Below are 15246 nucleotides of genomic sequence, written 5' to 3' on the forward strand. Positions count from 1 at the left end.
AAAACGCAAGATTTAAACGAACGTTTTTTACTGGCGTTTTATATAAATAACATCTTAATAATCAATGATATGAGATCAAAAGGTTTTAAAGCGAAATTTATGATGGCATTTTGGGGCTTGTTCGTTGAAGCTCATTATATTGCTGCGAACAATGATACAATGGAGGGCTCTCAAGGAATTCTACCTTTTATCATTTTACTGATAGTGTCCATATGTGTAATAGCTTTTTTGAGTTATTATATGTATAGGTTGAAGAAAGAGAATATTGCCAAAGGTGGTGAGCTTATGGCGAGAAACGATGAGCTTCTTCGGTCTGTCGATGCGTTAAGCGTAAAAAATCGGGAGATCCAACAAATGTTGGTCAATAAAATCCGTGAGACTGATAATTGGAATAGGGATAATGAGGTAGAACGGGAGGATTTGAAAAAGCGCCTTGAGGAAATGGAAAAGCTCCATAATTCGTTTTTTGTTGAAACGATTCATGAAATGCGTACTCCACTATCGCTTGTGCTTGGTTCGTTGAGTGAGTTGTTGCAACGTAAAAATGATATTGACTCTAGTGAAGCGACTCAATTATTGTCTGCTTACCGTAATACTTTGGCTCTTCAAGACCTTATCGAGCAATTGCGAAATACCCGTCATGGAGATGACGTGGCAAACCATCTTCGGATAGCTCGTTATGACATGATCAGTATAACAAAGCAGATTTGTGATTTATTCGTGGACTGGATAGCCATGAATAATGTGGAATTTCATATTAATACCCAAACCTCTGTTCTTTGGGTCTGGATAGATCGTCGGAAGATGGAGTTTGCCTTGCGTGTACTTTTATCTAATGCGTTAAAAAATACCTACCGCTTTGGAAAGATCTCGATCAATATTTCCGTGGTGCGCTCGAATGGTAAGGCTTATTGTTCTTTCTCTATCCAAGATGATGGGTTAGGAGAAAGCGAAAGTACCCGTTTGGGTTTGAAACAGATCGTGGATATGACAGAATCCTCCGGCGCTATTTTCGAAGGAATTTCATCGGAGGACGAGACGGGAACCCAATATACGATATTGATTCCATTGGGGAGAAGCCATTATATGGAACGTGCCGTGGAATTCATCGAGCCAGATGGTGATCTGGTAAAGCTGAATGAGATGCAGAAGGAGGAGATCGCCGAGTTGATCCAAGTTGTTCCGAAAAAGAAAGAGACCGGGAAGAAAATGTTGGTGATTGATGACAGTGATCAGATCCGTTGGTTCCTGCGTCATGTTTTTGCCAGTGAGTATCATGTTTCGGAAGCTCATAATGGCCAGGAGGGTGTAGAGATCGCGCGAGTTGAACGGCCGGATTTTATTTTATGTGACGTGATGATGCCCGTTAAAGATGGGCTTGCTACCTGTCGTGAAATCAAAGGCATCCCAGAATTAGCGCAAGTGCCGGTTGTCTTGCTAACCGCAAAGGTAGAGAGTGAGGATGTTATAGCCGGCATTGAATGTGGCGCCGATGATTATATAACCAAGCCATTCGATGTAGAGGTGTTACGAAGTAAGGTAAACAGTTTATTGAAACGTAGGGATGAGATGAGACGTTTCTATACGTCGAATTCTGTAGGTGCGCATCCCGAGGGAGAGAAAACGGTAAAGAAAGATGATTCCCCTTCCAATCTTTTTATGGATGCGGTTATCTCAACGATCGAGAAACATTTGGATGACCCTAGTTTTGAGGCGAAGATTTTGGCGGATTCTTTAAACATGAGTCTCCCTACATTATATAGAAAGATAAAACTCTACTCGGATAGTAGTATATTGGAGCTTACCCGTATGGTACGTTTGAAGAAAGCCGCCGAGCTGATCAGTATGCAGCGATACTCTATCCAAGAGGTTTCGGAAATGGTCGGCTTCAACGATACCGCCACTTTCCGTAAGCGTTTTACGGAACAATACGGCGTCACTCCTTCACAGTATCTGCCGGGTAAGAATTAATCGTTTTGCCATTTCCCGAATAATCGTCGGGGAATGGCAAAATTTTTTATTTGTTTTTTGAAACGATATTTTTCAACCTCTTTTTGATAGCCTTACAACGGTGCTAATCAGCCCGAAAATATCCCGAATGAAAATTTATAGTTTTACCTCTTATTTATGAAAGTAACACCTATTTACTTTTTTTTATCGTCCAAATACCTTTGCAATGTCATTAACGAACAACAGATTGGTCATGGGGAAGATTTGAACAAAGAGTTCTTGTTATGTGACTGAAAATGTAAAAAGTGATTGAGAAAGAAAGGTTTATATAAAAGATTTATTAACTCATAAAATTATATGTATATGAAACTTAGAAATTTATTATTCGGGACAATGATCGCTTGCGTGTTCGCGGCGTGTTCAAACGAGGATGATCCTATCGTAGGACCGGATCAACCGCAAACAGGGGAAAATAACGCAACACTGACTATTTCTGTGAAAAATGTGGCTAGAAGTTTGACTAAAGCTGCAGCGGAGGGGACACAGACTGAAAATGAAGCTAAAATTACAAACTTAACAGTTGCTCTTTATGATGCTGAAACTGGAGCGCTTGTCGCTTCAACCTCTGATATTGCCAATGAGGATGCTGCTGCGGATAATGATGAGGTTCAATTTGCCGGACTGACAGAAGGTGCGCAATTACGTGCTATCGCATTTGCTAATATGCCTGAAATCTCACTGGCTGGTACAACAATTGACAACTTTGTATCTCCTGTATATACGATGCCAGCTGCCGGATTCGCAGAAAATTATTTACCAATGAGTAGTGGTTTGTCTGATCCATTCACTTTACAAGCAGGTAAAAACTATTATGGATATACTAAAACAGCGGGAGAAGGTGAACATATTCTTGTAGCAGATCCCTTGTACTTGATAAGAAATGTAGCGCGCATTGATTTTACGGGACTTAGCTTAGACATGACTAGAGCTGCAAAAGATGTATACGTTGAAGGAATTGCGACGATTGTACCAGAATGTGTATTCATCATGCATGGGCGGACGAAGTCCAATGCAGCAGATATGGGTAATGGCAATAGCTGGTGGAATGTCGTTAGCAATACCGTATGGGGTAATGTGTCCGCAACTTATGCCGCTAATGCTACAGATTATGCTTCAGGTTATAGAGGAGATTTCGTGAATGATGACGCTATGTTTACGAATATGAGAGGTTCTATTATTGAAGGATACAAGGCCAGTTTACCAGCCACCGCATTGGTACAGAATATCGCAACTGAAGATGGTGTGTCTGCGACTATCACAATCGCCCCTAAATTCTATGTGTTCGAAAATCCCCAAGTTAAGGCTGCTCGTGAAATGAATGGTGCTGAAAATTTCAAACCAGAGGATCTTGCAACTGAAATTGTAGTTAAAGGTACTTATAAGCTTGAAAATGCTAAAAAGAGCGGAAGTGATGCAGTATACAACTATGCGGAGAAAACAGCATATTGGCCTATTAAAATTGCTGCGACGAATGAAATGGCAGCAGCTACGGCTGAGTATTTAAAGGATGGAAAGATCCATCGTAATATAATTTACAGTATTGACGCAACTTTAGCCGGTAGAGGATATGATGATCCTACTGTTCCTCCAACAGACTTTGTTGAATTGTTTGTTAAGACAAAGGTTCTTGATTGGGGTAGCGCAAATCAATCTTCAGTTGTCGAATAATATCTATTCTTTGAATAACGTCCAAAAGGCATTCCTTTTATCGGGAGTGCCTTTTTTGCATGTATAATTCTGGTTATAAATTGATCCGGAGACTACAAAATTTACTATCTTTTCCTTATGATGGCGATCCCATATGTCTTGAACCTAAGAGCCGGAATATTATTTCATGAGAATATCTACAATATCTACAATTCAACCTCATACTTATTGTAAATAAATATGTTATATAGTGGTTGCAGATGGAATAACATCTACAATTTTCATTCTGCATCTACCATGTTTTAATGGGAAACGCAAAAAAATCACTTCCCAAGCTTGCGGACTCGTATATTTAGTATTATACGATTTTATAAGAGACAGACAAAGGGATTAAAGCCAATAAGAGTTTCAATAGGTGAAGTTAGTGGTTTCATACTGAAGAAACTTTTATTTCATACTAAAGAAACAAAAGTTTCTCTATAGCAAAATTTTTGTTTTTCTATGCAAAAAAAACTATTATTTATTGAAATACAGAATGTTATACATTATTTATCGTTAGTGGTAATTGTTTGTGCTAATCTTTCTGGTAACCTAATGATGGTAGATCGAAGTTTGTAGTGGTAGATGTTCACTATCTACCACCACAAGATAAATTATTTACAATCAAAAAATTACATAAATAATGGTAGATATGGTAGATGATTTAGATTCTCTACACATAGAACGATGTCTGGTGCGTGTCCGGGGAGAACAACTTCTTAAACATAAATCTTTTAACTTTCTAATTCAGCCAACGGACATTGATATATATTATAACAAAAGGCATTCCCTGTTGATAGAGAATGCCTTTTGATTATTATTCAAAGAATAAGTATTATTCGATAACAGGAGCTTGAGTGGCTGTACCCCAGTTCATAACCATTGTCTTTACAAACAAGTCAGCTGTAGGATCCCCCTTAGGAAGAGTAGGATCTGCATAACCATTACCTGCGATAGTAGCAGAAATGTTATAAACCACGTTTCTATGTACCTGACCATAATATGTGTCTTCACTATCTAATCCATCGATACCAATCTTTATCGGCCAATAGCGCAATACAGGAGTACTCTCTTCGCCGAATGTCCAAGATGTGTTATCGTTCATTATAGCTTTTATATAAACTTCACCACTGATTACCAATTCGGATGCCAAAGTTGTTTTATCCAAGACGAAAGCCTGGCCTTCTTCTTCCGGATCTTCTTGTTCTCTGGCCGCTTTTGTCTGATCATTAGGCAACACATAAAAATATAAAGAATTAGCAAGAGTAATTGCTTTACTTCCGGTAATAGCAGTACCATCCCAATTCTGAGTATATGTTGTTTCTGCTGTACTCAATGCCTTTATATAATTAGCAGCATCGACAGTTCCAGCAAAACGGCCGAATGAGTTACTAGAGTTAGTCCCGGAATAATAATCATCTCCATCAGCAGTTTCATAAGTAGTGGCAATATTACCCCAAACCTTATCTGGCAGATTGAACCACTCTGTATTACTTTGGCTTTGGTCTGCCACCTTAGCTTTTGTACGACCATGTAATACAAAAACATCCTTAGGCACAAACTTAATCGTTCCTGATTTGTATTTTTGACTACCATCAACCTTGACTTTAGTCATATCCAAATCAAGGGCATTCAATTCCACACGAGCCACATTTCTAATTAATCCTAAAGGTTTTCCAGATTCAATACTGTGTCCTCCTGTAGTGTTTGAGTAACCATAATAATTTTCACCTTCGGCAAGAGTGAATTTAGGGCTAATACCACTACTCATAGGTAACCCATTCGCTCCTTCTCCGGAAAAGACATAGTAAGCAGATGTCAACTCAAAAGAGTTAGCGGTTGCGGTAAGAGCATCCTTTGGAACATTCGCGAAAGCCAAAGCACGATAAGAAGCACCAGCCTTTAATCCCTTAAACTGAATCTCATTGTTTGAATCAGTAACCTCTTCATCCTCATTAGCTGTAAGATCACTAACTTGTAAGAATGTTCCGTCTTCATTATAAAGGGCTACAAATAAATTGTAAATCTTAGCTTCGCCTTCCTTGGCGTTCTCATCCTCGCCGGCTTTTGTCTGTGTGCTCTTTGTTAAGTTTTTCACCACAATCGTAAGATCAGCGGTGCCTGCTTCCGGTGTAGGTGTCGGATCCACGCTAGGGATAGGATCATCCTCGTTTGAACACGCCGCGAACACGCAAGCGATCATTGTCCCGAATAATAAATTTCTAAGTTCTATTGGGGAATGGTTATAGGGGGTTGTTCTTTAGTTGATTAGGCTTTTGTTGTGTGAAGGGAAGTAACAACTCAGTAGTATTAATTACCCTCAACGTTACTTCTTTAATCGAGGTTTTTATTACATTTGCCGTATGATCTCCCGTCAGGGCGAGACTCCGCTGGAAAAAACAATTTATGTATTGAAGAATATGAAATCTATTTGATATGTCCCCATTTAAAGAAAAAGAGGCATACTTCCGACGCTTGCTCGACGTAGCGAATGTGAATGCCTTGTCCCCCAAGGAGCGTGCGACGTACGATGAGAATCTGAAGATCTACCGTGACTGGAAGGCCACGATGGAGTACGCCGTGGAGGAGGCGGAAACAAAAGGTAAAGCAGAAGGTGAGCGTTTGGCTACCCTACGCAACGCTCGTAACATGAAGAAAGCCGGTGTCGATCTTTCATTAATCGCCGAATGCACGGGGCTTTCGTTGGAAATAATACAAAGTCTCTGATCTGATAAGCCAGTTGCGGACTGAAACTATAGCGGATGACACGGATCTTGGGGAGAAGTATCTTTCTTGATCCGTGCCATACGAATCTGAAGTAATATCCGTCTCATGCGTCTAATACGCCATTAAACCGGTCTATTGCCTGTCTTTTACTAGCATCGATGATTTTCGCGTATACTTGTGTGGAGATGATGTTCTTGTGTCCTAGTAATTTACATACTGTATACAAGTCAATGCCAAGAGCTAGTGAAAGAGTGGCGAAAGTATGGCGGCTTACGTGAAAGGTCACTTTCTTGTTCTTGATGCCGGCGGCTAAAGTCCAGCCTTTTAATACCTGACATATAATCGTGAGGCTAGGTAGATGGAATATCAAGCCGAGCCTGTCATTCTCATTCTCCCTTGCGGGAAGGTATTTTATCGCTTCCTCGGACAATGGGAGATAAATAGCCTCTTTCGTCTTTCTTTGTATGATCTGTAAACGGAATTTATCATTTCCTTCTTTTTGCATATCTTCCCATCTAAGAGCGGTCAAGTCGCTGATCCGGAGTCCGCAGAAACAGCAGAACAGAAAAGCCTTTTTTACCTCTGGGCATACGCAATCTGTCCGGATTAACCTCTTTAGTTCCTCTAGGGTCAAATAAGTACGCAGGCTGGTAGGTTTGTGAGGTTTTTCGTCTGTATCCAGCAAACTACAAGGATTCGAGAGGATCAGTCCTTTTTTGACCGCCTTATTGAGTGTGACATTCAGGAGCCGGTAATAACCGTGAATCGTGAAGTCGCTTTTGAGGTAGGGTTGTTTACGCAAGTGAGCGATGAAACCTTTCACGAAACCGGTATCTATGTCCTTAAGCAGGCATTGCGGCATATAGTCTCTAAGATGATTGGCCAGACTTCTTAATCGTAGGGAATAGGCTTTGTCGCCATGCGCAGATTTATCGGTGGACAATTCCGAGAGGAATTCTAAAAGTGTTTTTTTCCCGAGCCCGTTTATCATACGGACACCGTAAATCTCGTTCTGAAGATCAATGATCCGTTGTGCCTTGATACTATTGGCCAAGCGCAAAGTGATCCGGTTCTTATCACGGTCTTCAGGGAAACGTTCCGGGGTGAGGTAGAGCTTGAGGAACTCATAATACCTCTTCCCTTTGTAATAGATGTCCAGATATATGGACAGGTTCGCGTTCGACAGTTTCTTGAACCGGAGCTTTACGGGCTCTTTCGCTTTCATCTCATTCTTTTTTCTTGCCATGATTTTGCTGAATTTAAGTGATTATGTATATTTGTTACTAGGATGATCCGAGTACCACCCCGGTAGCATAAAATACACGGATTGAGCCTGTTTTTGTAGGTGAAAGTTGCAAAAGGTAGGGAAACCTATCACTTTTATGAAATTGATACATTTGTCTCTTATTATAGAGAGTTCTGCCTATCAGCACCACGATATATCCTTTCTATTTTTGTCACATATTAATGTGAGAACAAAAAATATTATACTATGAGATTCAAGAAATACATTCTTTTATCGTTGGTGCTATGCGGATTTGCCGCTTGTTCCGATGATAATGAAATAGAAATTCCAAAGGCTCCTGTCTTAGAGAAAGCTCAACTAGCTTTGGCTATCAAGAGTGAGGAAGGGGCGGTTACGAAGGCCGGAGAAACTACTCCAACGGATGCGGACGTGAATACGCTAACGGTTGGGGTGTTTGGAGTTGATGGATGGAGTGTGATATATACAAAAGATGCTACTCCTAACTCTGATGGGACAAAGGATGTCGGTCCGCAAGAAGTGTATGCGGGTGAAGCTCATGTAGTGGTTGTGGCGAACGCTGCCCCTGTTATCCAAACCGAATTGGCAAAGGCTAAGGATATAACTGACTTTATTGAAACAACAATCAATCTGTCTGACGAGACTTTGACAAAAGGCTTGACGATGAGTAGTAAAGTGTTTACCGTAACGCTAATAGCCAATACCATCAATTATATCGGTTATGCTAAGAATATTGGTGATATAATAACGATAAATGAGACTTCAGGTAAGGAAATTTGTGGGGGAGGCCCCGTTCCTTTGGTTCGTAATGTCGCTTCGATCGCTTTAAAAAAAGTAGAGACAAGCAATCCGGAAAACGCAAATTATAAAAGTGTATCCTTCCTTTTAAAGGAGGTCTTTATCGCTAGCGCTAAAGGTGTTTCAAGTGTGGCTTCTAAAGAAGAGTGGGGAGCGATAGAGAAAATAATTGATTTTACAGATCCGGCTCTTGGATATTTAAAATATATGGTTGGTCGAGAGTTTTCAGAGAATATTGACGAAGGTTCTTACAAGAAAGGGGCTCAGGCGTTAAAAGAGATGTTAGTTCAAGAAAATACAACAAGTGATGAGGCTTTGAATCATGAATTTTATGTTTACGAGAATACAAAGGGTGAGGTGAAGTCCGGTGAATCTAACGTCAATGAGGCTTATGCCAACCATACCTTATTGATCGTAAAAGGTGATTATACCTATCTCCCGCAAGGTGCGAAAGAATCTATTACGAAAGAGAATTGTTATTATGCGATTCCTGTCGGAGAAGAAGTGACGATTGATGGCACGGAAAAAAGGAGTAAGTTTTACGTCCAACGTAACTACAAATACGAGATCTCTTTAACGATTATCGGCCCCGGTTCCGAGATCCCATACGACCCGATGATCTCCACCAATGTGAGCGCATCCGTGAAAGTGGAGCCATGGAACGTGAAGACTATCCATGAGGAAGTAGAATAAAGCAATATAGGGTAAAATAATTGATAAGAAAAAATTAGGATTATGAAACACATACTGTTTACAAAGGAATTGCTTCTCTTGGTTGTGGCTGTGTTCGTTATGATAGCGACTAGCTGCATCAAGGAGGATTTGGATCAGTGCTATACGCTCAAACTGAAGGTCGAGAATATCAAGGGAGACGATATAACGGAATACGGATGGATGGAATCTACCGATCTGTATATATTCGACGAGAATCTGAATTACTTGGAGAAACGTAGCTTGGATAAGAACTTTATCCGTTCCCGCAATGAGATCGTTTTGGATGGCTATACCGCCGATCGTAGTCTACGTATCGTGGCATGGGGCAACGTGAATGCCTTGGGTGAAAAGCAATCCGTATCGGAGGCCCAGACCATAGAGGACTTGAAAGTGATGTTGAAAAGCCAAGATGGTTTGGCGGTTACCCCGGATAGCCTTTATTATGGTAGCGAACAAGTGTTGACAAAAGCCGGAGGCGTAGCGAAGGAGACTGAGATCGTGATTCGTCCGAAAGTGGGTACGGTCACGATCGAGACCCGAGGGTTGCAAGAGCAACTCGGCAGGATGGGGTTGAGAAGTTCCGTGGATTGCGACTTCTACTTGAATAATACATTAAGTGGTTTTGATTACCGTGGCACGCAGATTGGCGATAGCGTATATTATAATCCGGAAGGTGCGTGGAACGAGTCCGGGGTTGAATGGATAACCCCTACTATGCAAACCGCTTGTCCGGGACAGGATATGGCTGTGTCGATAAGCGCCAATGGAGTCTCGTTAGGCTCGGCCAAGGTAGACGAGAATGGTGATCCTATTTATACGAGCGCAGGAGAGAATACCCATCTGATCCTTGAATGGGGTGAGGGCGGAACCTTATCCGTCCGGGCAACCGTTCGTCCTTGGGGAGTAGTGGAAGAAGATATTCCGATGCATTAAAGGGTACCTCATCATATATAATTAAGAAATACGATACGAACATGAAATTATTAGCGAACATATTTTTATCCGGTTTGGCGATTCTCGCTTGTGTGAGTTGTTCTAAAGATGAGGATCCGGTTCTTTCCTTAGAAGGCGCTAAGCTGTCCGTCGCTGTCAAGGCGTCCGGTACGGCTACGAAAGCCTATAACCCCAATGACGTGAATGAGTTGGAGGGTGAGGCTTATATCAATAATTTGGCAGTGGTAGTATTTAATGAGACCGGCACGGAACTGCTCGGTTATAAATGGGAGGCTCTTTCCGGGGCGGAACATTCCGCCATAATAGCCGATGTGCCGACAACGAAGGCTGTCCGGGCACGGATCATTGTCTTGGCGAACGTGCCGAGAGATTTATTATCTACCATTTCTACCTACGATGAGTTCCAGACTCGCTTGGTAGACCTCTCCTCGCAATCGCAAACGAACCTAACGATGAGTAGTCAAGTGATCGTTACAAAATCCGCTTTATCTGAGGAAGATAACTATTTAGGATATACGGATCTTGGCGATCAGAATGTGGATGGCATCTCCGACCCGATCCTTTTGACCCGTGTAGCCGCACGTATTGATTTGGTGAATATATCCACTCGTTTTGCCGGAACGCCGTTCGCTGGACGTGAGGTGCGAATCGATGCGGTAGGTATCTACAATATGAAGACAAAGTCTTACTATTTCAGTGAGGCGGATTGGGGAGAGACAGAGGCTCCCGATGCCGTGCGAAATTCGGAGGATACCTCGTTCGAGGATCTGTTGGTAAATGATGGCGCTTCGATATCCAATACGCCATTCGTTCATTATGTAATGGAAAATATGAAAAGCGACGATCACACGATGATCGCCGTAAAAGCTACCTTGCAGGGGAATTCCAGTTATCAAGACCATACGAAAATCTTCACGGCGGTGATCAATGCGGGTGGCTTGCAGAACGGCTATGATCATAATTTCATCCGTCGCAACTACGTTTACCGTCTCCGTATTTATTTTGACGGCGAAAGTTTCGACAATATTCCCGTAACGCCAGACCCGGGCCCAGGTCCGGATCCGGAACCCGAGGTAGATACCAACTTGAATATAGCCGTGCAGGTAGTAGGCTGGGGCCCGGTAATGCAGCATCCGGTAATAGACTAAGTAATGGAATCATAGGGAATGAAATTTAGTATAAACAAGAAAAAACAAAAGGATATGAAACTAAGACATTTATTATTAGCCTCTTTCGCCGCATGCACTTTTGCCTCCTGCTCGGACGATAGCTCGAATGGCATCGAGATACCGGAAGAGAACTATCAGATGATAGATGCGAATGTCTCTCTTACCGCTACGGCTTTGGATGGGATACAGACAAAAGGTGCAACGAAAGAGGGCGGTGATGCTGTGCTAGAATCTGGCAGTAATAACGAGCAATTTATTAATGAACTAACCGCCTATTTGTTTTATGTAGACAATGGGGAGAACGAGGATGCATACAAATTCGCCGCAATGAAGACGGTATCCTCTACTGATGGTAATTCCGTAAAGACTATTGAAGATATTGTCGTTAAGGTAAAAGCTACGGCGGCCGGCGAACTTTCTGATACGCAATTGGCGGTGGTCTTTTTAGCGAATACGAAACTTGCTACGCCTCCTTCTAATTTGGGGGATGTGAAAACTGCCGAACTTGAAGATCTCGTTGATTTTACGCATGTGCATCCAGCGCCAGGTGTTACGCAAACGTATGTGCCGATGTTCAGCCAGATAGTTACGATTGGTGGAGGTGAGCATCAGTTGCTTGCTGGGACAAAGTATGATAACTGGGTGAAAGGATCTACGGCCCCTTCTATTATATATACAAACAATGCGACAGTAGGTGCAGCACATAATGAGATTGAGAAAAAAAGTGAAGCGGCAGAATGGACTGAAAATGGTTCCTCTTATGATCCGGCAAATATTCTAGCTGCTGATAAAATCCCATTAACCCGCCATGTAGCCCGTGTCCAACTTCAAGCTATTGATTGCGACTTCAAGAACAATTATGCTGATGCGTCATTTGAGTTGACACATGTATATATTGCGAACGCTAGCAATACTTCTCTTATCTATGCTGACGCAAAACCGTATAGTTTGGACAATGCTACCACATATTCTCATGGTTGTAGCTATAAGCGGGATGACTATTTCTTAGTGAAAGGTAAGAATGATGTAGCTTCTTTACATTGGACAATGGATGGAGGGGTAGACATCAAAATGACGGGTCATAGTCATTCTTCTAATTTGAACGGCGATGGTTCCATAAATTATAATGGTGACAGTTGGTTCTCTTTTGATGATCAAACGGTTAGTGGTGATGAATATGGACATAAAGAGATGCCTCAATTTTATGTGTTTGAAATGAGGGGGAATAAACAGATGTTTGCAGATGATCCGAATAACGGTGATTCTCTATCTGGAATGATACAGACCATGTTAATTCTTCGGGGCAATTGGTATCCAAATGGAAAAACGGAAGGACTCGGTAATGATATGGTTAAAAGAGATCGCTACTACCGTATACCAATTAAGCAAGATGCGACTAGTGGCATTATTGGTGTACAACGTAATACCATCTATAAGATATACGCTACGATAACCGGTGAAGGCTCTAAGGATCCCGACACAAGCGAGTTGAACGCTTGTATCAGTTTTAGCATTAAGGTTGAGCCTTGGACACTCATCACGCAAACTGAGACAGACGTGAATTGATAAAACTCTTTCATAACGATTAATAGCGAGAACGGGGTTCGGAATTTCCGGACTCCGTTTTTTGTCCTATGATGGATGGATTTGCGCCCTGCATAGGTATCCCTATCGCCTAAGATAGCTTTAGCCACACCCTCAAATGCCTATATTCAATATGCTAGTTTTACCCCTTAAAGTTGAAAGTTACGCCTATCGTGCCGAATAATGGATTCCTCTAATTTTGCTAGTGTAAAACAAGAGAAAAATTCAATCCATTATGAAAATAAAGAATATACTAGCATTATTATGCTTCCTTTGCATCGGAGTGTCTTGCTCCATGGAAGACGATATTTTGAGTGGTGTGGATACGAAAGGACCTGCAGGGATCGATGCCACAGAGCTTTATGCCTCATTAGATCTCTCTCTCCTTGTAAGGAATTCGAATGTTACTACGAAAAGCTCTGAACTTACTGGGCCAACTGACGGAACTGAGGAGAATATGACGAAGGATGAGAGATCTGTTTCTGATTGTTACATCGCTATCTTTAAGTATGATTCCAAGACTAAGAATGTAGGGGACTTTTTAACTTCTTATTATTCCTCGAACGGATCGATAAGCGAATCCCTAATTTTTAAGATTCCAAAAGATAAATCAGAGCGTACGGATCTCAAGATCGTGGTAATCGCGAATGCGGCAGCGTCCGTATCCAGATCTGGCTTAGCTTCAGCTAGCCAGATTTCTTATGCGGATTTAAAGGGTAAGACCTTGGTTGAGGTTCCTAATGTTTTTGTAAAAGTAGGGGAAACTGAAATAGCAAAGGGAGATGGAGGAACCTACCCGGATAATAAAGGAGGTGTCTACGTGAACATATCCGAGAAGATTCTGGGTTTGGATCAACCCGCTAATACGCCTGTCGAGGTAAAACTTATCCAACGTACGGCGGCTATCATGTTGCAGCAGTTTAAGATTCTAAAGTCTGATGGGACTGAGTATGATAATGTGGAAATCAAAGGTTTATCTTTGCTGAATTCTAAGACTATAGGTCAAGTAGCGGGTGAGGTTTCTTCTGGTGAGAAATTATACGGAATGCAATCCGTTAATGGCACTACAGAACGTTTGTATAGCTATGAAAATACCTCATCTAGTCAGCCAACAACATTGAAGATTGATTATGTATATAATAATGGAGAAATAGGAAGTTGTAGTTTCCCGATAAAATCCCGTTTGAGTGAGGCTTCTGATCCTAAGGCAGAAGTATGGGCCGGTTATCTGTATAAGTTGACGGTGAAGCTTACGAATGCTGCTGTCGATGTAACTGTGAAATGTGTGACACAGGATTGGGTGTTTAATAAAGATCATGAGCTAGAGTTTACATTCTAAGGAATAATAGGGTAATAAATAAAAATATAGAGTTATGAGATTTAATGTAGTTTTATTTATGTTGATAGTGGCCCTATTGGGAGGGTTGTCCACTTGTTCCTCTGAGGTACCGATCGGTTTTGATACGGATGAGCTGTCTTTTGATATGTCTTTGGTTTTATTGACGGGGGATATGCAGACAAAAGCATCGGATCCTAATTACACATATGCCACAACGGAGGAGCTTACGATTCAGAATTGTCATGTGGCTGTTTTCGATAAGGATGGTAAACGTATCTATTTTAAGAATTTCTATTCAAAGGATTTGGGAGAAATGAAAACTATCGGTAATCTATCCGGCTATGAATTACAATTGGAGGGTGTACGTACCTTCGGTAAGGAGGACAAAAAGGTATCGGTGTTGGTCGTGGCGAATGCGAATAATGCGAATAATTCGCCATTTGATAACTTAACCACCTATGATGGTGTGGATAATAGTTATACGGCAAAAACAATAGCAAAAGGACCTGTTACAGCTTCCCTATTGGTGAAAATCGGGAAATCGGAAACTACCTTAAAATATAATCAGGATAATGCGCCTGTAACAGTCTCATTGATTCAGCTTAGCGCTAAAATAGAATATACGGGGGTTTATAAGAAAGAGAACGGTGAGTTACTAGAAGGATTCTCATTAACGAAAGTGGCTGGCTTAAATGCTAGTTCGAAGATCACTATTTTTAATACGTCTGCTGTAGAGAATGGAGCTTTCTCGGATTTGGCTTATCCTACGACTAAGCCAGTTACGTTTTATACGTATGAAATTAGTGATGCGTTTAAAGAGGTTATATTGAGTGTGCAAAGCGGAGTAGAGCCAAAGGAATACCCTTTTCCTGCCAATAAATTTATAAAGGGTAACTACTATAGGATAAAAGGTTTAAAATCTTCTACGGAAATAGAATGGGTTTTAGAAAATGTTGAAGACAAGGAAGTCACACTTGACCCTTTTGAATAATAGAATGGAT

At 41.4% G+C, this 15246-nt stretch carries 11 protein-coding genes; 9 read left to right on the forward strand and 2 right to left on the reverse strand.

The features are described from left to right. The first annotated feature begins 69 nt into the window (after positions 1-69). Together HMPREF0999_RS05470 and HMPREF0999_RS05475 are read left to right on the forward strand one after the other, a co-directional pair. The gene (locus tag HMPREF0999_RS05470; protein ID WP_011967341.1) at positions 70-1971 is read left to right on the forward strand and encodes a response regulator; all 1902 of its coding nucleotides are present in this window, start codon (positions 70-72) and stop codon (positions 1969-1971) included. A gap of 342 nt (positions 1972-2313) precedes the next feature. Further along, the gene (locus HMPREF0999_RS05475) at positions 2314-3678 is read left to right on the forward strand and encodes a fimbrial protein (RefSeq protein WP_009275389.1); all 1365 of its coding nucleotides are present in this window, start codon (positions 2314-2316) and stop codon (positions 3676-3678) included. 853 nt (positions 3679-4531) lie between these two features. On the opposite strand, the gene HMPREF0999_RS05480 is transcribed toward HMPREF0999_RS05475, so the two are convergent. After that, on the reverse strand, positions 4532-5845 hold the full coding sequence (locus tag HMPREF0999_RS05480) for a fimbrial protein (protein WP_226766591.1): 1314 nt from the start codon (positions 5843-5845) through the stop codon (positions 4532-4534). A gap of 287 nt (positions 5846-6132) precedes the next feature. Between HMPREF0999_RS05480 and HMPREF0999_RS05485 the strand changes: the two genes are divergently transcribed. Then, complete coding sequence (locus tag HMPREF0999_RS05485; RefSeq protein WP_009275392.1) at positions 6133-6423, forward strand: hypothetical protein; 291 nt, start codon at positions 6133-6135, stop codon at positions 6421-6423. A 103-nt stretch (positions 6424-6526) separates the two neighbouring features. On the opposite strand, the gene HMPREF0999_RS05490 is transcribed toward HMPREF0999_RS05485, so the two are convergent. Next, on the reverse strand, positions 6527-7669 hold the full coding sequence (locus tag HMPREF0999_RS05490; protein WP_009275393.1) for a site-specific integrase: 1143 nt from the start codon (positions 7667-7669) through the stop codon (positions 6527-6529). Between the two features lie 246 nt (positions 7670-7915). Between HMPREF0999_RS05490 and HMPREF0999_RS05495 the strand changes: the two genes are divergently transcribed. The 6 genes from HMPREF0999_RS05495 (at position 7916) to HMPREF0999_RS05520 (ending at position 15236) form a co-directional block, all read left to right on the forward strand. Then, entirely contained in the window at positions 7916-9178 is a 1263-nt protein-coding gene (locus HMPREF0999_RS05495) for a fimbrial protein (protein ID WP_009275394.1), read from the forward strand. A gap of 42 nt (positions 9179-9220) precedes the next feature. Continuing rightward, positions 9221-10132 (forward strand): FimB/Mfa2 family fimbrial subunit, encoded by a 912-nt coding sequence (locus tag HMPREF0999_RS05500; RefSeq protein WP_009275395.1) that lies wholly within the window; start codon positions 9221-9223, stop codon positions 10130-10132. Between the two features lie 41 nt (positions 10133-10173). Next, the gene (locus tag HMPREF0999_RS05505; RefSeq protein ID WP_005859427.1) at positions 10174-11301 is read left to right on the forward strand and encodes a fimbrial protein; all 1128 of its coding nucleotides are present in this window, start codon (positions 10174-10176) and stop codon (positions 11299-11301) included. Positions 11302-11355: 54 nt separating this feature from the next. Continuing rightward, positions 11356-12888 carry a fimbrial protein gene (locus HMPREF0999_RS05510; protein ID WP_005859424.1) on the forward strand — a complete coding sequence of 511 codons (1533 nt, stop codon included), beginning with the start codon at positions 11356-11358 and terminating at the stop codon, positions 12886-12888. A gap of 253 nt (positions 12889-13141) precedes the next feature. Continuing rightward, positions 13142-14245: a hypothetical protein gene (locus HMPREF0999_RS05515; RefSeq protein ID WP_009275396.1), complete on the forward strand. Its 1104-nt coding sequence runs from the start codon at positions 13142-13144 to the stop codon at positions 14243-14245. 34 nt (positions 14246-14279) lie between these two features. After that, positions 14280-15236, forward strand: coding sequence for a fimbrial protein (locus tag HMPREF0999_RS05520; RefSeq protein WP_009275397.1), 957 nt, complete (start codon positions 14280-14282; stop codon positions 15234-15236). Positions 15237-15246: the final 10 nt, after the last annotated feature.

The sequence above is a fragment of the Parabacteroides sp. D25 genome (assembly GCF_000307475.1).
Classification (GTDB): Bacteria; Bacteroidota; Bacteroidia; order Bacteroidales; family Tannerellaceae; genus Parabacteroides; species Parabacteroides distasonis.